Genomic DNA, 16,171 nt, shown 5'->3' with positions numbered 1-16,171 from the left:
GGATCAGCGCCGCGCTTCGGCGTAGTCCTTGGCGTGGCCCAGCGTCGCAAAGCTGTTGGTGCTGAGCGCCGCCTTGACGTACTCCTTGGCCTCCGCCACTCCGGCATCCGGACCCAGGACGGCGGCGATGTTCTCGGGGCGGATGACGACGGTGTGCTGCGAGGAGGCGGCGACACCGTGCTCCGTCTCCCGGAACGTCCAGTAGCCGGTGTGCAAGCTCATCAGCGCCGGGAGGGTGGTCTGCTTGTACGCGATCTTCTCGTGGGGCAGGCAGACCCGGTAGGACTTGGTGGTGTGGACGGAGCCGTCCTTGGCCCGGGTGTCCATCTCCAGGGTCTGCAGTCCCGGCACGTCCTCGGTCAGCCGCACGGTCGCCACGTGCGGCAGCCGCTCGGACCACAGGCCGGCCTCGTTGATGAAGTCGTAGACGTCCTTCGCGGAGCCCGCGATCTCCACGGTGTCCTCGAAGGAGAGCGTCAGCTCCTGCGAGGAGGCGACGAATTCGAGGTTCTCCTTCAGGGCGGCGAGTTCTGAGCGGGAGTTGCGGTCGACGGCCTCCTCGATCCACCGCAGCTTCTCGGGGTCGTCGTCGATCGCCCGGTAGTCGTGCAGCAGCCGGAGCCGTGACTCGGCCGGGGAGAGCGACTCGATGATCCAGGTGCCGCCCATGTCCGCCACGGGCGGGGTGGTCACCTCCTGACGGAACTCGATGCGCATCTCGTCGGGGTACAACACGCGGCGCGAGGTCCAGTTCTTGGCCTCGCCGTTGGCGGTGGCCCAGATCCGGATCAGCTCCTCGCTGCCGTCGCGCTCCAGGGTGTCGACGTAGATGGACGGGGGGAAGAGGCGCGGCCAGTTCTCGACCTCGGCGATGAGCCGGTACACGTCGGCCGCCGGGGCCGAGACGGTGATCTCGTGCTCGACCTCGCGCAGTCCGGGCTGGGGCATTCCATGGCTCCTTGGGTGTGGGTTCGGGCGCGATCCGGCTCAGAAGTTGCCGAGGCCGCCGCAGACGTTGAGCGCCTGCGCGGTGATGGAGGCGGCGGTGTCGGAGGCGAGGTAGCCGACCAGGCCCGCCACCTCCTCGGGCGTCGAGTAGCGACCCAGCGGGATCTTCGCGGTGAACTTCTCGAGGATCGCCTCCTCGGTGGTGTCGTACGCCGCCGCGTAACCCTGCCGGACGCGCTGCGCCATCGGCGTCTCCACATAGCCCGGGCAGACCGCGTTGACCGTGATGCCGGTCGGCGCGAGCTCGTTGCCGAGCGCCTTGGTGAAGCCGACGACGCCGTGCTTCGAGGCGGAGTAAGGAGCGCCGAGCACCACGCCCTGCTTGCCCGCTGTGGAGGCGATGTTGATGATCCGGCCGCGGTCCTTGCCGCGCATCCCGCCGATGCCGAGCACGGCCCGGGTCATCCGGAAGACGCTGTTGAGGTTGGTGTCGATGACGTCGTTCCACAGCTCGTCCTCGATGTCCGCGGTGACGCCGCCGCCGCTGCGGCCCGCGTTGTTGACCAGGACGTCGATGGTTCCGAAGCGGTCGACCGCCGCGGTGACGAACTGCTCGACGCTCTGCGGGGAGCGCACGTCGAGGGGGGCACCGTCGGCGTCGAGGCCCTCCTCCCTCAGCTGCTTGACCGTCGACGCCACGTTCTCGGCGCTGCGGGCGCCGATGAACACACGGTGGTTCTGCCCGGCCAGGAGACGGGCGGTGGCCAGGCCTATGCCGCTTGTGGCTCCGGTGACGACGGCGACTCGTTGACTCTGCTGCGACATCTGTGTTCTCCCTTGGGTGCCGTGTGGGGTTCCGGGGCGGCCGCGCCACTCACCGCGGCAGCCCCGGAACGGACAGGTCAGGCCGCGGTCTTCGCGGCCGCCGCGAGGTGCTCGTTGACCACGGCGATGAGCCGGCTCGGTGTGGTGGCGTCGGTGAGCGCCGAGTCGTCGAGCGTGATGCCGTACTCACGCTCTATACGGCCGCCGGTCTCCAGCAGGGCCAGGGATTCATAACCCAGCGCTTCGAACTCCGTGTCGAGGATGTCCCCGTCGAGGTCGACCCCCTCCTCGGCGCCGGCCCCTTCCAGCAGGATGCGCTTGAGGTCTTCGATGGTGAATGCAGGAGTACTCACGTCGGTGCCTTTCTCGGGAGGCCGGGGCCTCGGTCGGCTTTGTGCGCGTGAAGGACGCCCTTCACCGCCACTGCGGAGGCGGCGAAGGGCGCGGTCTCCGGCTCGGCGGCCGGATGTCCGAGGGCCCGGGTCAGCGGCCGAAGGCCCGTAGGACCACGGCGGAGTTGAAGCCGCCCTGACCGCGGGCGAGTACCAGCGCCGTGCTCAGCCGGGCGGGCCGGGGCTGGGCGACGACCAGGTCCAGCTCGTAGTCGGGTGCGGGCACGGTGTTCACGGTGGGAGGGATCAACCCGTCGCCGAGGGAGAGCAGCGCGGCAGCCACATCCAGGGGGCCGGCACCCGAGTACAGGCGGCCGGTCATGGTCTTCGGTGCGGTGACGGGAACGCCGCGCGGACCGAACACCGCGCTGATCGCCTCCGCCTCGATGCGGTCGAGCTCGGGCAGGCCGGCGGCGTCCGCGAACACCACGTCCACGTCGCCGGGCGCCAGGCCCGCGTCGGCCAGGGCCAGTTCGACGGTGCGGCGCAGCCCGGGGGCCCGGCCGCTGCCCGGCTTGGGGTCGAAGGTCGCGGCGTACCCCGCGAGCTCTCCGTAGACCCTGGCCCCGCGCCGGCGAGCGGCGCCGGCATCCTCCAGGATGAGGATCGCACCGCCCTCACCGGGCACATGGCCGCGTGCGTCGGCGTCGAACGGCAGGTAGGCGCGGGCCGGTTCGCTGCTGGTGCTCATCCGGCCGCCGGCCAGCTGCGCCACCCATCCCCAGGGGCAGATGGAACCGTCGACACCGCCCGAGACGATCAGCGGCGTGCCCTTGCGGATCTGCCGACGGGCCTGCGCCAGCGCGTCGAGGCCGCCGGCCTGGTCGCTCACCACGACGCCGGACGGCCCCTTCATGCCGTTGCGGATGGAGATCTGGCCGCTGTTGACGGCGTAGAACCAGGCGAAGGACTGGTAGGCGCTCACGTACTGGCTGCCCTTGCTCCACAGCTTCTGCAGTTCGCCCTGGCCGAACTCGAAGCCGCCCGCGGAGCTGGCGGTGACCACTCCCATGTCGAAGTCGGGCAGCTCCCGCGGATCCACCCCGGCGTCCGCCAGGGCCCAGTCCGCGGCGACCAGCGCGAGCCGCGTCATATGGTCGGTCTGCGGGATCAGCCTGCTCGGCAGCAGCTCATCGGCCCGGAAACCCGGTACCTCGCCGGCCAGTTGGGCCGGATACCGTGTCGGATCGAACCGGGTGACGCGGCCGATGCCGCTCTTGCCATCGCGTGTCGCGGACCAGAAGTCCTGTGTGCCGAGCCCGTTGGGCGCCACCACGCCCATGCCCGTCACCACCACCGAGGCGGTCATGTCAGGCTCCTTTCGGGACGGGCCAGCACCATGGCGCTCTGGAATCCGCCGAAGCCGCTCCCGACCGTCAGTACCGTGTCCGTGGTCCATTCACGCGCTGTCAGCGGTACGTAGTCCAGGTCGCACTCCGGGTCCGGGGTGTGGAGATTGGCCGTGGGGGGCACCACGTTGTGCTCCATGGCGAGGGCGGACGCGGCGATCTCGATCGAACCGATGGCTCCCAGTGAGTGGCCGATCATCGACTTGATCGAGCTCACCGGGGTCCGGTAGGCGTGGTCCTTCAGGCTCCTCTTGAACGCCGCGGTCTCGTGCCGGTCGTTCTGCTTGGTGCCCGAGCCGTGCGCGTTGATGTAGTCGATGTCCTCGGGACCGAGCCGGGCCTCGTCGAGTGCGGCCCGGATCGCCTCGGCCATCTCCGCGCCGTCAGGGCGCAGGCCGGTCATGTGGTACGCGTTGCTTCGCGTGGCGTATCCGGCGATCTCCGCGTAGATGTGCGCGCCGCGCCGCCGCGCCGCGTCCAGCTCCTCCAGCACGAACACCGCGGCGCCCTCGCCCAGGACGAACCCGTTGCGGGTGCCGTCGAAGGGCCGCGAGGCCCGCCCCGGCTCGTCGTGGCGCGGGGTGGTCGCTTTGATGGCGTCGAAGCACGCCATGGTGATGGGCGAGATGGGGGCGTCCGAGGAGCCGGCGATCATCACGTCGGCGCTGCCCTCCCGGATCAGTTCGGTGGCGTAACCGACCGAGTCGATGCCGGAGGTGCACCCGGTGGACACGACCGTGCTGGGGCCCTCGGCGCCGGAGGCCCACGCCACCTCGGCCGCGAACGAGCTGGGTACCAGGTAGTTGTACAGATGCGGCACCGCGTACTCGTGGTCCACGCAGTCCAGCCGTCCGCCGTCGCTGACGACCCGGTACTCCTGGTCGAGTCCCATGGTGGCGCCCACCGCGCTGCCGACGGTGACACCGACGCGGTGCGGTTCGTGGACGCCCAGCTCGATGCCGCTGTCCGCGATCGCCTCGCGGGCGGCCACGACGGCGAACTGCGCGGCCCGGTCCATGCGCCGGACCTCCTGCGGCGTGAGCCCGTGCGCGTCGGCGTCGAAGTCGATCTCCGCCGCCACCCGGGACCGGAAGGACGAGGGGTCGAAGAAGGTGATGCCTCGGGTGGCGGTGCGGCCCTCGCTCAGCAGGTTCCAGAAGGCCCTGGTCCCCACACCGCCGGGCGCCAGCACGCCGATGCCCGTGACGGCGACACGACGGCCGGTCACGTTCCGTCCTCCCATGCGTAGAAGCGCTGGGCCAGGGCATCGGCGGGCGAGCGCCACGTGGCGGGGTCGTATGCCTCGATGAAGGGCTTCAGGTCATCGCTGATCCGCATGAACCGCGGGTCGTTCTTGGCCCGTTCGATCAGCTCGCCGCCGTTGTCGGTGTCGAAGTCCTGGAGGTGGAAGTACAGACCCCTGTACGCGAACAGCTGGCGCCGTCGCGTCCCCATGAGGTGCGGCATCTCGGTCCTGTCGAACTCGGCGAACAGGCGGGCCACCTCGTGCTGCGACGCCGCGTTCATCCGGGCAACGATCAGTGTGCTGTGCATGAGCTCTCTCCCTGTGAAGGTGCCCGACTCTGCGAGCGGGCATCAGATGACGGGCCCGAACCAGCGTTCGAGAGCCATGGGCAGATCGCCATGGCTTCCGGGTGCCGCCCAGGCCACGTATCCGTCGGGGCGGACCAGCACGGCCGCCGCGCCCGCGAGCCGGTCGTCCGCGGCCGGTCCGCCCGGCCGAGCGGTGATCAGGTCCATCCGGTCCCGCCAGGGCGCGGCCCTGCGGCGCAGCTCGGCGTTGTCGGCGAGGTCGAAGAGGACACCTCGGGCCGCGCGCAGCGCCTCGGTGGTCCGGCCGATCAGCTTGTGCCCGGCCAGCGGTACGTCGGGCATGCGCCGGCCCAGCAACGGGTGGCTGCCGCCGTCGATGTCGTAGCGGATCTCCAGACCGCTGACCATGGCGGCGAAGTGCCGGCTGACCTCCGGGTACGCGATCAGTTCGGACACGACGTCGCGCAGCGGCTGCATCTCCGCGCCGCTGAGGAACAGCAGCCCCTGGGCCTGCGTGTTCATCAGCAGCCGCTTGCCCACGGGGTGCCGCTCGGCATGGTACGTGTCCAGCAGCCGCTCGGGGGCGCGACCCTGGACGACCGCGCCCAGCTTCCACCCGAGGTTGACGGCGTCCTGGATGCTGGTGTTCATGCCCTGGCCGCCGGCCGGGAGGTGGATGTGCGCCGCGTCGCCGGCGAGGAACACCCGACCGCGGCGGTACTCGGTGGCCTGGCGCGTGGCGTCGCCGAACGCACTGATCCACACCGGCTCGGCGTGCGAGATGTCGTCGCCGGTCAAGCGCTGCCAGGCCGCGGCCACCTCCTCCCACGTGGGCGGCTTCTCACGGCGCTGAGGCGGGGTACCGCGCTCGCACACGATCAGACGGGTGATGCCGCCGGGCAGCGGTCCGACCATCACCATGCCGCCGGGCAGGGTCTCGCCGATCATCCGGGGTTCGAGGGTGATCCCCTTCACGTCGGCGAGGAACATCTCCATGGTCGCGGGGGTGCCGGGGAAGGCGAATCCCGCGGCCTTGCGTACCGTGCTGCGGCCGCCGTCGCAGCCCACCAGGTACTCCGAGCGCAGGGTCTGGACCCCTCCGGGGCCGCGGACCTCCACCTCGACGCTGTCCTCCTTGCCGGTGACGGACAGCACCTCGTGGCGGCGGCGGATGTCCGCGCCGAGCCTGGTGGCCCACTCCTCCAGGACCGTCTCGGTGGCCGACTGCGGCACGGTCTTGGCCGCCTGGTGCGCTCCTTCGAGCACACCGAAGTCGACCGGCAGACCGCCGAAGTGGCCGACGTTGCTGGTCTCGATGTCACCGAACCGGGACAGCAGTCCCCGCTGGTCGAAGACCTCCATCGTGCGTGCCGTGAAGCCAAGGCCACGTGATTCACCGGTCCTCGCGGCCAGCCGCTCAAGGACGATGACGTCGACGCCCGCAAGCCGCAGCTCACCAGCGAGCATCATGCCTGCAGGCCCGGCTCCCACGACTATCACTGCCGCGTCCATCTGCCTCTCCTCGGTCGTCATGGACGTTCTACGGATGCTTCACAGGGCGAACCGGCGCAGCGCCCGGTTCGCCGTGTCGGCCGCTGCCGCATACCGGGGATCCGGCACCAGCGCGTTGTGCCGCGAGGCGACCTCGGCGAGCTTGATGGCGTGCTCGTCACCGATCTCGGCGGCGGTCGCGAAGAGCTCCGCGCCGGACGGCGGCTCGGGCGCCTCCGCGGCGGGGACAGCGGGGGTTCCGCCCCACGACTGGATCCAGCGGCTGCATTCCAGCACGGCCCGGTACGACGGCAGGTGCTGTTCCGGCGGCAGGTACTGGCACACCAGGCGCACGGCGGCGGGAGCGGTGATCGAGTGGATCAACCCGATCGGATTCGACGTCCGCGCGGTGGCGTAGAACCCGCAGGCGGAGGCGACCAGTTGGTCGAGCGCGTGGGCGACACTGCCACCGTCGTCCGGTGCACCGGAGGGACCGGCCGCGGCACCGGTCCCGTTCGGGCGGGCCGAGTAGCGGGCCGCCCAGTATCCGAGTCCTTCGGCGAGTTCGGCCAGGAGCAGTCCGCTGTCCCCGGTCGCCATGGCGAGGGCCCGTACCGCGTGGGCGGTGCGTATCGCGCCGTGCGTCAGCGCGCCGGACAGCCCGGGCAGCAGCCGCGGCCACCACCGGGCCAGCACATCGGTCCACGGTGCCTCGTCCAGCTCCCGCCGGAACATGGCCGCCCAGTCGGCGACCCTGCCGAAGTCCCCCAACGCCCCTTCCCAGTCGGTCCTGTCCTGCGGGGACAGCGGCCACCGGGTCTCCGGACGGTCGTGGTAGCTGCGGTACCGCAGGTTGCGGTCGACCCAGGCCGGGACCTCAGCGGTGTACCCCATGCGGGCCAGAGCCTCCGCGGCCATGGGTGCGTGGTTCACAAAGGACGGTCCGTGCTCGAAGCCCATGTCCCGCAGCCGCAGGAGCGCCTCATTCATCGCGTCGGTGTAGGTCGGAGTTGTCAAACTGCCTCAGTCCTTGATCTCGCAGATGACGGCGCCGGAGGTGACAGAGTGACCGACCTCAGCCGTCAGGCCCTTGATCGTGCCGGAACGCTGTGCGCTGACCGGCTGTTCCATCTTCATGGCCTCCAGGACGACGACCAGGTCGCCCTCGTTGACCTGCTGGCCGTCCTCGACGGCGACCTTCACGATGGTCCCCTGCATCGGGGAGGTAAGGGCGTCGCCCAAGGCGCCGGAGGCGGACTTCCTCGTCGCGCGCCGCTTGGGCCTGGAGCCGCCGGCGACCGTGGCCCGGGCCAGGGCCAGACCCGGCGATGTGGGCAGGGAGATCTCCAGGCGTTTGCCGCCGACCTCGACCACGACCGTCTCGCGGGCCTCGGCCTCGGCTTCTTCGGTCCAGGAGGCGGTGAAGGCCGGGATGTCGTTGACGAACTCGGTTTCGATCCAGCGGGTGTGGACGGTGAAGGGGTCCTGGGAGCCGGTGAGTTCGGGGGCGAAGGCGGGGTCGGTGACGACGGCGCGGTGGAAGGGGAGGGCGGTGGCCATGCCCTCGATGTGGAACTCGGCCAGGGCGCGGGCGGCGCGTTGCAGGGCCTGCTCGCGGGTGGCGCCGGTGACGATGAGTTTGGCGAGCAGGGAGTCCCAGGCGGGGCCGATGACGCTGCCGGGTTCGACGCCCGTGTCGAGGCGGACGCCGGGGCCGGTGGGCGGGGTGAAGGTGGTGACGGTGCCGGGGGCGGGCAGGAAGCCCCGGCCGGGGTCTTCGCCGTTGATGCGGAACTCGAAGGAGTGGCCGCGCAGTTCGGGGTCGGTGTAGCCGAGTTCCTGGCCGTCGGCGATGCGGAACATCTCGCGGACCAGGTCGATGCCGGTGACCTCTTCGGTGACGGGGTGCTCGACCTGCAGGCGGGTGTTGACCTCGAGGAAGGAGATGGTGCCGTCCTGGCCGACGAGGAATTCGACGGTGCCGGCGCCGACGTAGCCGGCTTCCTTGAGGATGGCCTTGGAGGCGCGGTAGAGCTCCGCGTTCTGCTCCTTGGTCAGGAAGGGGGCGGGGGCTTCCTCGACGAGTTTTTGGTGGCGGCGTTGCAGGGAGCAGTCGCGGGTGGAGACGACGGCGACGTTGCCGTGGGTGTCGGCCAGGCACTGGGTCTCGACGTGGCGGGGTTTGTCGAGGTAGCGCTCGACGAAGCATTCGCCGCGGCCGAAGGCGGCGACGGCTTCGCGGACGGCGGAGTCGTAGAGTTCGGGTACTTCGTCGAGGGTGCGGGCGACTTTCAGGCCGCGTCCGCCGCCGCCGAAGGCGGCTTTGATGGCGATGGGCAGGCCGTGTTCCTTGGCGAAGGCGACGACTTCCTCGGCTCCGGAGACGGGGTCGGGGGTGCCGGCGACCAGGGGTGCGCCGGCGCGTTGGGCGATGTGGCGGGCGGCGACCTTGTCGCCGAGGTCGCGGATGGCGTGGGGCGGCGGGCCGATCCAGACGAGGCCGGCGTCGAGGACGGCCTGGGCGAAGTCGGCGTTTTCGGAGAGGAAGCCGTAGCCGGGGTGGATGGCGTCGGCGCCGGAGTCCTTGGCGGCCTGCAGCACCTTGTCGATGTCCAGGTAGCTGGTGGCGGGGGTGTCGCCGCCCAGGGCGAACGCCTCGTCGGCCACGCGGACGTGCAGGGCGTCCCGGTCCGGGTCGGCGTACACGGCCACGCTCGCGATCCCGGCGTCACGGCAGGCCCGGGCGACACGGACAGCGATTTCGCCACGGTTGGCGATCAACACCTTGCGCATGTCAGGACGCATCCTTTTCATGACTGGGCCTGGAAGCGAGTGGGGGCTCCTCGCGGCGGGAGCCTCTCGGCGCCACCGCGAAGAGCGCGTGTGCTTCCGCTCAGGAGTCGCTGCCGTCCGGGGTTTCCCAGGAGTAGATGTGCACCCAGCGTCCGTCCGGGTCCTGGAGCCTGAGGATGTAGCCGATGGCGGCTTCGACGATGGGCGGATGCTCGATGCCGATCTTGTCCATGTAAGTGGCCCATTCCTCGACGTCGGCACGGGTCTGCACGCCGAAGCTGATCGGGTCGAAGTCCTTGAGTCCGGCCGCGGCCTCGGGGTTCTCACGGAGCGCGAAGAGCGTGGTCTCGACGCCGGGCACCTTGCTCACCAGCCCCCGGAGGACCCCGTCGTCGTCCTTGAATTCCATCGTCGTCTCGATGCCGAGGACCTTCTGGTACCACTCGAGCGACCGGGCGACATCGCTGACGGGAAGCTTCACGTGGTGGATTCCGCCGAGCACGGGCATGTCCTGCTCCTTCAATGGTGTCGGGTGCGGGCCGGAACCCGCGAGTGGATTACTTGCTCCGGCGAGCGCTGGTCTCCGCAGCGGTGGAATAGACGACCGACCCGTCCGTTCCGTGGACAGTCGCCTTGCCCGTGCCGGAGTACCCGGACTCCGACAGTCGCGCGTCGAACTCGATCTGTATGTACGCGACGGCCTTTCCGGTCGGGCTGATCTGCTCGCCCTTGAAGACCTCCTTGACCGTCATGTGGAAGGCGTCCGGACCGGTCGTCGACCAGCTTCCGGTCCCGATGCTCTTCTTCGTGTCGAGTGACAGCGATCCGTCCTCGACGAAGATGGCCGTGTAGTCGTCGACCAGTCCGTCATAGAAGACGGAACCCGTCCACGTCCCCACGGGGCCGTCCGGAAATGCGGACAACGGCAGCTCCTTTCTGTGATGGTGATGAACGATCTCTCGGAGATACGGGCCTGCGGACCCGGACCGTCACCCGTCCAGGATCGGATGGACTCCGAGCTGCTCTTCCTCGAGAGCACCCAGCGCTCCCCTGAAGAAAATGAGCGGTTCCTGATGCCTGCGCGGAATGCCCAGCTCCATTACCTCGCCCAGGATGATGGTGTGATCACCACCAGGGAATCGGTCGACGATCCTGCACGCCAGAAAGGCGAGGGCTTCGCTGAGAATGGGAACACCTTCCGCGCCCCGGTGATGGGCCACCTTGGAGAAGCCCGCGGTCTTCCGGCCGGCGAACGCCCGTGCCAGGGCCTCCTGTTGTCCGGAGAGGAAGTTGACCGCGAAGCCGCCCGACTCTTCGAGCACCTCGTGGAGTCGGGACTGCCGGTGCAGACAGAAGAGGACCAGCGGGGGGTCCAAGGACACCGAGGTGAACGAGTTGACGGTCGCACCGTCGGCACGACCGTCGACTCCGGTCGTGATCACGGTGACGCCTGTCACAAAGAGCCCACACACCTGTCGCAGGGTCCGCGCGTCGATCTGCCGGCCCTCGTGCACAGAATGCCACTCGGTGGTCATTCTCGTCCCTTCGGCAGCGGGACTCGGCCGAACGGCCGCTTCACAGCAGCTTCCTGACGCGGGGGCCGGCCTTCAGGAGTTCCCGTGCGAGATCACGGCCAAGGCGCCTCATCTCCGGCCCGCTCTGGACCGACGCCCAGTACATGAACTTCGCCAGGGTCGCGCTCTGGGGCGCCACGAAGCGGTGCTCCGGGTCCTTCCAGCCGAATTCCGGGTTGACCTCCTCGGACTCCTGGAGGACCTTGAAGATGATGTCTGCCGCCTCGTCGCCGGTGAGTTCACCGACCTCGTACTTCTCGCAGGTCTCCGCGGTGACGTCGAGGATGTGCTTGAACGCCTCGCCCTCGGGCCACCACAGCCCGGGATAGGGGACGTTCTCAAGGTCGCGGAAGTGCCAGTCGTTGCCGTCCGCCATGTAGCGGAGCCTGGCGCGGGCGAGACGCATGACGCCCGGGGTGATGAAGGCGCCCCACACCCTGAACACCGCGTTCCACAGCCTGAAGTGGTTGAAGGCGATGAAGGAGCTGTTGACCAGTTCGTCGTTGAAGTGCAGCAGGCCCCGCTCCACCTCCTCGACGTACCGGAAACGCTCCGCCGAGAAGTCGCCGTCCTTGAGCGCGTCGATCAGACGGCCGCTGAGCGCGTCGACCACCTCGAAGGTGTTGGACAGGCCCCTGGAGTAGAGCGGGTCGATGAACCCGGCCGCGTGGGACATGAGGCACCAGCGATCGCCGATGGTCTGTTTGGAGGAGTACTGCAGCCGGTCCGTCGACACCCAGTCCCGGACCCGGTGCGCGCCTTCGAACTGCCGCTTCACCGCGGGGTACATGTCCAGGTAGCGCTGGAACTCCTCCTCGGGGGTGATGTCGGTCGGCTTCGGATAGAGGCGTTCGTCCAGCTGCAGGCCGACGCTGCAGAGGGGGTTCTTCGACTTCGGGTGGCTGTCGAAGGGGATGATCCAGAACCAGCCGCGCTCGATCAGGTGGTGCATGGTGCCCTTGTGCCAGTCGACCGGCGGACGCAGATGCTTCGGGTGGCCGCAGACCTCGTCGAACGGCTTGACCCCGATGAAGTGCGTGAACATCGAGCGCGAGTGGTGCTTGAACCGCGCGGGTTTCTCGCGCAGATCGAACTTCTCGGCGAGCGGCGAACGGAACCCGCTCGCGTCGATGAGGTACTTGGCCCGGAACACCTCGCCGGTGTGGCCGGTCACGGTGACGCCGTCGTCGTCGAAGGCCAGATCGGTCGCGCGCCAGTTCTGCCGGACGGTCGCCCCGTACCGGATGGCGACATGGAACATGTAGGAGTCGCTGTCCTGCCGGAACAGGTGGCTGGTCTGTGCGAGGAGCCGCGGGATGGCGAACTGCGTGGCTTCCCGGGGGTTGGGCTCCTTGCCCGGCTGGTGGCGCATGAAACCGAAGTGGATCTTGGTGCCGAAGACCGGGCCGATGTCGCGTGTGCTGGCGTCGACGCTTGTCAGGCTCTTGATCTCGGGAACGTGGTAGCGCTCGCTGAGGATGTGCAGCCACTCGACCAGTTGCGGGGTCGTGGATTCGCCGATGGCGAAGCGGGGGTGCTGGCCGGCGTCGATGAGCACTACGTCGGCGCCGTTCCGGGCCAGGATCGAGGCGACCACCGAGCCGGCGAGTCCCGATCCCAGGATGAGGACGTCGCACGGTTTCGCGTCAGAGGTTTCCTTCGCTGCAGCGGTCATCTTCATCGCCATGAACAGTCTCCTGTCGGTCAGATTGCGTTGGCTTCACTCGACCTGGTGCCACCCTGGGATGGAAAGAAAAGTGCCGTGTCGGTCATGGGACCGACACGGCACAGAGGTATGGAAAACTGGCCGGGAAGCGAAGATGAGAGACGCGGAAATCAGGGCCGGGGATCAGCGCCGCGTGCCTTTTCCTGATTCCGGGCACGACTCGGCCACGGATCAAGCGTGACAGGCTTCCGCCGACGAGTCAACCATTCCAATGAATTCGAGAGGACGCACAACTATGCGTTTGCCGCCGTGTGTTGGTGTTCCAGCAGCTTGAACAGCAAAGTCCGCAGCTCCGCATCTCCACCGGCGCCGAGCATCCCGGCTACGTCGGACTGGAGCTCCTCAACCGCTTTCCCCACCGTCGCAAGGCTTTCCCTGCCACGGCCGGTGAGTTCCAGGGCGTAGCGGCGACGGTCGTGTGGATCACGCCCGCGCCGGACAAGGCCCGCCCGCACGAGTTCGTCGACGACCACCGCGGCGGCCGGCTCGGTGATTGCCAGATGTTCCGCCAATTGCCGCTGGGCGCAGGGGGCGAAGGTGTTGATCGCCGAAAGCGGAGCGAAATGGCGTACGCGCAGGCCGGTGCCGGCGAGCTTGTCATCGCCGATTCTGCGCAGCCGGTAGTGGGCCTGTGCGACGAGATATGCGGTACTGCGCGGGATGGGCTGTGTCGGTGTGGGCAGCAGTCTGCTCAGGAGCACATCGAGGCGCGTGCGCTCGCGCGTGGACAACGGTGCCGTGAACCTCGTGTCGCGGTCCGCCACGGACTGGCGCATGCCGTCCAGGGCGTCGCGGCCCGAGGCGGTGAGCGAGAGGACGTACGACCGCCGGTTGTCCGGGTTCCGGGTGCGGGTGACATGGCCGTCGCCCTCCAGGCGGTCGATGACCTGCACCATGATCGTCCGATTGATGCCCAGCCGTTCGGCCAAGTGGTGCTGGGACAAGGAGTCCCGGTCGGCCAGCGCGTCCAGCACGACGAAGTTCCGGGTGGTGGCCTCATCGCTGCCCGCGCTCGTGCCGAGCAGCACGAAGACACGCCGCAGCGTATACCCGATATAGCTCGTCAGCTCGGACGGGAGCGCGACACCCGGCACTTCCCCCATTGGTTCCTGGGCGGTGTGATCGTGTTCGCTGAGCAAGATGAGATACCTCCCGCACAAGCGTACCCGAGCAGCGCTTTCACGGGCCTGGCGCCCGGCGTGCGTCCGCGGGCTGCGGATGCGCGCCGGGCGCCGGGCGCCGGTCACGGTTTCGGGGGCGGCAGGTCAGTGCTGCCGCTGCACCACGGCCCTGATGGTCAGCGAACCGACGACCAGGGCGGCCAGATAGAAGCCGCCCCCCACGATGAAGCCGACCGTGTAGCCGTCGGTCAGGTCAGCGGCGGTCGGGGCGCCGCCCTTCGCCGCGTCGGAGGTCACCGTGGAGGCGATCGTGGCCAGGACGGCCAGACCGACCGCGCCGCCGACCTGCTGGCTGGTGTTGAGGAGACCGGAGGCGATGCCCGTGTCCTCCGGAGCGACCCCGCGTACCCCGATCATCGTGGTGGTGACGAAGGTGAGACCGAGACCCACGCTTACGACCAGCTGTGCCGGCAGCAGCGCGGCGAAGAGGTTCGACTGCGGGGTGAGCACGCTGAACCAGCCCATGCCGACGGTGGCCAGCAGCAGGCCCAGCACGATGACCGTCCGCTCCGAGACGCGGCTCAGCAGCTGAGGGCCGATACCGCCGGCGGCGATGCCGATGCCCAGCGCGAACGGCAGGTACGCCAGTCCGGTCTGCATCGGGGAGTATCCCTTCACGTCCTGCATGTACAGGGTGAGGAAGTAGAAGGTCGCGAACATGCAGGCGCCGGCAAGGAACATGATGAGGTTCGAGCCGACCCTCCCGCGTTCCTTGAGCACCCTGGAAGGGATCATCGGTGCCGCGCTGGCCCGCTGGATGAGCACGAAGGCGATCGTCAGGACGGCCGCGACAGCCAGGAAGCCGACGGTGACACGGTCACCCCAGCCCTCTGAGGCCGCCCGGTTGATCGCGTAGACCAGCGACCCGAGAGCGGCCGTCGCGGCGACCGCGCCGGGCAGGTCGACCTTGACGCGCTGCCGCTCGCCCTCGACCAGCGAAGAGGTGCCCATCAGCACGGCGATCGCGATCGGAACGTTGACGAACAGAACCCAGCGCCAGCTGAGGTACTCGGTCAGCGAGCCGCCGAGCAGCAGACCGAGCACCGAGCCGAGCGCCCCCATCGCCCCGTACACGCCGAACGCCTTGTTGCGCGCCGGCCCGGGCGGGAATGTCGTGGCCAGCAGCGACAAGGCGGTGGGCGCGATGATCGCGGCACCGATGCCCTGCAGCGCCCGGGCGGCGATGAGTGCGGATCCGCTGGTGGCGAGGCCGCCGATGAGCGAGGCGACGGCGAAGACGACCAGCCCTATGCGGAACACCTTCCTGCGGCCGAACACGTCACCGGCGCGCCCGCCGACGAGCAGCAGTCCCCCGAAGGTCAGCGCGTAGATGGTGATCACCCAGTTCAGATCCGCCACCGCTAAGTGCAGTGCCCTCTGCACGCTGGGCAGGGCGACGTTCATGATCGTGCCGTCCAGCGTGAGCATGCACTGCGCGGTGGCGATGATCAGCAATGCGAGGCCGTGCCTGCCGCCGGCGGCCGACGGCGCTTCGGCCACCGCCGTGGGCTCGATTCGTTCGTGCGCGGACATGAAAAGTCCTCCTCAGATGGCGCGCTCAGTTGTTGGCCGGTGCTTCCGTGACGCCCCAGGGATCCAGCCGGGCGAAGGTCTCGCGCCATTCGTCCTCGTAGGCGAGGCGCGCCTTCTCCGGGATGCGCGAGAGGACGGAGGCGACCATCTCCTCGTGCTGGCTGTCCAGCAACCACGGCAGGTACCGGGACACGTCAGGACCGATCCGGTCGCGATGGACCTCGGCGAAGCGCTGCCACTGCTCTTCCGTCAGAGCCGAGTCGATCAGTGCCAGGCCCTCCTCCTCCTCGTGCTTGAGGTGGAAGGCCACCTTGGTGGCGAGAGTGTCGATGAGACCCCCGAGCCGCTCGGGTCCGGACTCGCGATCGGCCAGCGCCTCGTCGACCGCATTCAGCAGGGGATCGATGAGGGCGTGCTCCGCCTCCATCTCCCCCATCAGGGCGAGGTCGTCCGGGCGTTCGGCCAGCACCTGCTCCATGACGCCCCACACGGTGTCGTCCTCGGAGGTGTGGTGCACACGCAGATGGGCCTTGAACAGCTCCCAGCCGAGGGCGGTTTGCAGGATGTGACGGGGATCGTCGTCGGTGCGGGCGGTTATCCGTGCGAGTTGCTCCAGATCCCGTCGAAAGGCGTTGTGGACGGCATACATCATCGTCATGTCCAGATTGAAGGGCTTGCCGCTCATGGTCTTCCACCTTCTCCATCGGGCTGGGTGAGCATTCGTCAGGGCCGGTCCGCATGGCCCCGGGACCCCCGGATCCGTCGTCTGCCGCTGACAGTACCGCTCACAGGGGTAATCATCAAC

16 protein-coding genes are annotated in these 16,171 nt (G+C 69.0%); all 16 read right to left on the bottom strand.

The features are described from left to right. Window positions 1–3 precede the first annotated feature (3 nt). The 16 genes from ACZ79I_RS32560 to ACZ79I_RS32485 all read right to left on the bottom strand — a co-directional run bounded on the left by ACZ79I_RS32560 (window position 4) and on the right by ACZ79I_RS32485 (window position 16,051). A complete protein-coding gene (locus ACZ79I_RS32560; RefSeq protein WP_471502185.1) occupies window positions 4–948 on the bottom strand; it encodes an aromatase/cyclase in 945 nt (314 codons plus the stop codon). Window positions 949–987: 39 nt separating this feature from the next. After that, entirely contained in the window at window positions 988–1,773 is a 786-nt protein-coding gene (fabG, locus tag ACZ79I_RS32555) for a 3-oxoacyl-ACP reductase FabG (protein WP_471502183.1), read from the bottom strand. 77 nt (window positions 1,774–1,850) lie between these two features. Then, the gene (locus ACZ79I_RS32550; RefSeq protein ID WP_381084271.1) at window positions 1,851–2,126 is read right to left on the bottom strand and encodes an acyl carrier protein; all 276 of its coding nucleotides are present in this window, start codon (window positions 2,124–2,126) and stop codon (window positions 1,851–1,853) included. A 130-nt stretch (window positions 2,127–2,256) separates the two neighbouring features. Next, window positions 2,257–3,474 (bottom strand): ketosynthase chain-length factor, encoded by a 1,218-nt coding sequence (locus ACZ79I_RS32545; RefSeq protein ID WP_471502181.1) that lies wholly within the window; start codon window positions 3,472–3,474, stop codon window positions 2,257–2,259. Next, window positions 3,471–4,742 carry a beta-ketoacyl-[acyl-carrier-protein] synthase family protein gene (locus ACZ79I_RS32540; protein WP_471502179.1) on the bottom strand — a complete coding sequence of 424 codons (1,272 nt, stop codon included), beginning with the start codon at window positions 4,740–4,742 and terminating at the stop codon, window positions 3,471–3,473. Before ACZ79I_RS32540 ends, ACZ79I_RS32545 begins: the two co-directional genes overlap by 4 nt. Continuing rightward, window positions 4,739–5,068 carry a TcmI family type II polyketide cyclase gene (locus tag ACZ79I_RS32535; protein WP_471502178.1) on the bottom strand — a complete coding sequence of 110 codons (330 nt, stop codon included), beginning with the start codon at window positions 5,066–5,068 and terminating at the stop codon, window positions 4,739–4,741. Before ACZ79I_RS32535 ends, ACZ79I_RS32540 begins: the two co-directional genes overlap by 4 nt. A gap of 42 nt (window positions 5,069–5,110) precedes the next feature. Continuing rightward, complete coding sequence (locus ACZ79I_RS32530) at window positions 5,111–6,580, bottom strand: FAD-dependent monooxygenase (RefSeq protein WP_471502176.1); 1,470 nt, start codon at window positions 6,578–6,580, stop codon at window positions 5,111–5,113. Between the two features lie 39 nt (window positions 6,581–6,619). Next, window positions 6,620–7,549 (bottom strand): hypothetical protein, encoded by a 930-nt coding sequence (locus ACZ79I_RS32525; protein WP_471502174.1) that lies wholly within the window; start codon window positions 7,547–7,549, stop codon window positions 6,620–6,622. Window positions 7,550–7,582: 33 nt separating this feature from the next. Next, a complete protein-coding gene (locus ACZ79I_RS32520; protein WP_471502172.1) occupies window positions 7,583–9,352 on the bottom strand; it encodes an acetyl/propionyl/methylcrotonyl-CoA carboxylase subunit alpha in 1,770 nt (589 codons plus the stop codon). Window positions 9,353–9,452: 100 nt separating this feature from the next. Next, complete coding sequence (locus ACZ79I_RS32515) at window positions 9,453–9,860, bottom strand: VOC family protein (protein ID WP_471502170.1); 408 nt, start codon at window positions 9,858–9,860, stop codon at window positions 9,453–9,455. A 49-nt stretch (window positions 9,861–9,909) separates the two neighbouring features. Continuing rightward, complete coding sequence (locus ACZ79I_RS32510) at window positions 9,910–10,275, bottom strand: dehydrogenase (protein ID WP_471502168.1); 366 nt, start codon at window positions 10,273–10,275, stop codon at window positions 9,910–9,912. Window positions 10,276–10,341: 66 nt separating this feature from the next. After that, on the bottom strand, window positions 10,342–10,887 hold the full coding sequence (locus ACZ79I_RS32505; protein ID WP_471502166.1) for a flavin reductase family protein: 546 nt from the start codon (window positions 10,885–10,887) through the stop codon (window positions 10,342–10,344). A gap of 40 nt (window positions 10,888–10,927) precedes the next feature. Next, window positions 10,928–12,613: an NAD(P)/FAD-dependent oxidoreductase gene (locus ACZ79I_RS32500; protein WP_471502164.1), complete on the bottom strand. Its 1,686-nt coding sequence runs from the start codon at window positions 12,611–12,613 to the stop codon at window positions 10,928–10,930. Between the two features lie 272 nt (window positions 12,614–12,885). Next, window positions 12,886–13,791: a MarR family winged helix-turn-helix transcriptional regulator gene (locus ACZ79I_RS32495; protein WP_471502162.1), complete on the bottom strand. Its 906-nt coding sequence runs from the start codon at window positions 13,789–13,791 to the stop codon at window positions 12,886–12,888. A 126-nt stretch (window positions 13,792–13,917) separates the two neighbouring features. Next, the gene (locus ACZ79I_RS32490; protein WP_471502160.1) at window positions 13,918–15,366 is read right to left on the bottom strand and encodes an MFS transporter; all 1,449 of its coding nucleotides are present in this window, start codon (window positions 15,364–15,366) and stop codon (window positions 13,918–13,920) included. Between the two features lie 25 nt (window positions 15,367–15,391). Beyond that, a complete protein-coding gene (locus ACZ79I_RS32485) occupies window positions 15,392–16,051 on the bottom strand; it encodes a hemerythrin domain-containing protein (RefSeq protein ID WP_471502158.1) in 660 nt (219 codons plus the stop codon). Between the last annotated feature and the right edge of the window lie 120 nt (window positions 16,052–16,171).

Source organism: Streptomyces sp. PSU-S4-23 (genome assembly GCF_055632315.1).
This window is presented reverse-complemented; position numbering and strand designations above follow the sequence as displayed.

What these genes read in the sequence shown, in the direction of transcription:
- ACZ79I_RS32560 (WP_471502185.1), bottom strand. Translation starts at nt 948, where the DNA reads ATGCCCCAGCCCGGACTGCGCGAGGTCGAGCACGAGATCACCGTCTCG.
- fabG (WP_471502183.1), bottom strand. Translation starts at nt 1,773, where the DNA reads ATGTCGCAGCAGAGTCAACGAGTCGCCGTCGTCACCGGAGCCACAAGC.
- ACZ79I_RS32545 (WP_471502181.1), bottom strand. Translation starts at nt 3,474, where the DNA reads ATGACCGCCTCGGTGGTGGTGACGGGCATGGGCGTGGTGGCGCCCAAC.
- ACZ79I_RS32535 (WP_471502178.1), bottom strand. Translation starts at nt 5,068, where the DNA reads ATGCACAGCACACTGATCGTTGCCCGGATGAACGCGGCGTCGCAGCAC.
- ACZ79I_RS32530 (WP_471502176.1), bottom strand. Translation starts at nt 6,580, where the DNA reads ATGGACGCGGCAGTGATAGTCGTGGGAGCCGGGCCTGCAGGCATGATG.
- ACZ79I_RS32525 (WP_471502174.1), bottom strand. Translation starts at nt 7,549, where the DNA reads ATGAATGAGGCGCTCCTGCGGCTGCGGGACATGGGCTTCGAGCACGGA.
- ACZ79I_RS32520 (WP_471502172.1), bottom strand. Translation starts at nt 9,352, where the DNA reads ATGCGCAAGGTGTTGATCGCCAACCGTGGCGAAATCGCTGTCCGTGTC.
- ACZ79I_RS32515 (WP_471502170.1), bottom strand. Translation starts at nt 9,860, where the DNA reads ATGCCCGTGCTCGGCGGAATCCACCACGTGAAGCTTCCCGTCAGCGAT.
- ACZ79I_RS32505 (WP_471502166.1), bottom strand. Translation starts at nt 10,887, where the DNA reads ATGACCACCGAGTGGCATTCTGTGCACGAGGGCCGGCAGATCGACGCG.
- ACZ79I_RS32500 (WP_471502164.1), bottom strand. Translation starts at nt 12,613, where the DNA reads ATGGCGATGAAGATGACCGCTGCAGCGAAGGAAACCTCTGACGCGAAA.
- ACZ79I_RS32490 (WP_471502160.1), bottom strand. Translation starts at nt 15,366, where the DNA reads ATGTCCGCGCACGAACGAATCGAGCCCACGGCGGTGGCCGAAGCGCCG.
- ACZ79I_RS32485 (WP_471502158.1), bottom strand. Translation starts at nt 16,051, where the DNA reads ATGAGCGGCAAGCCCTTCAATCTGGACATGACGATGATGTATGCCGTC.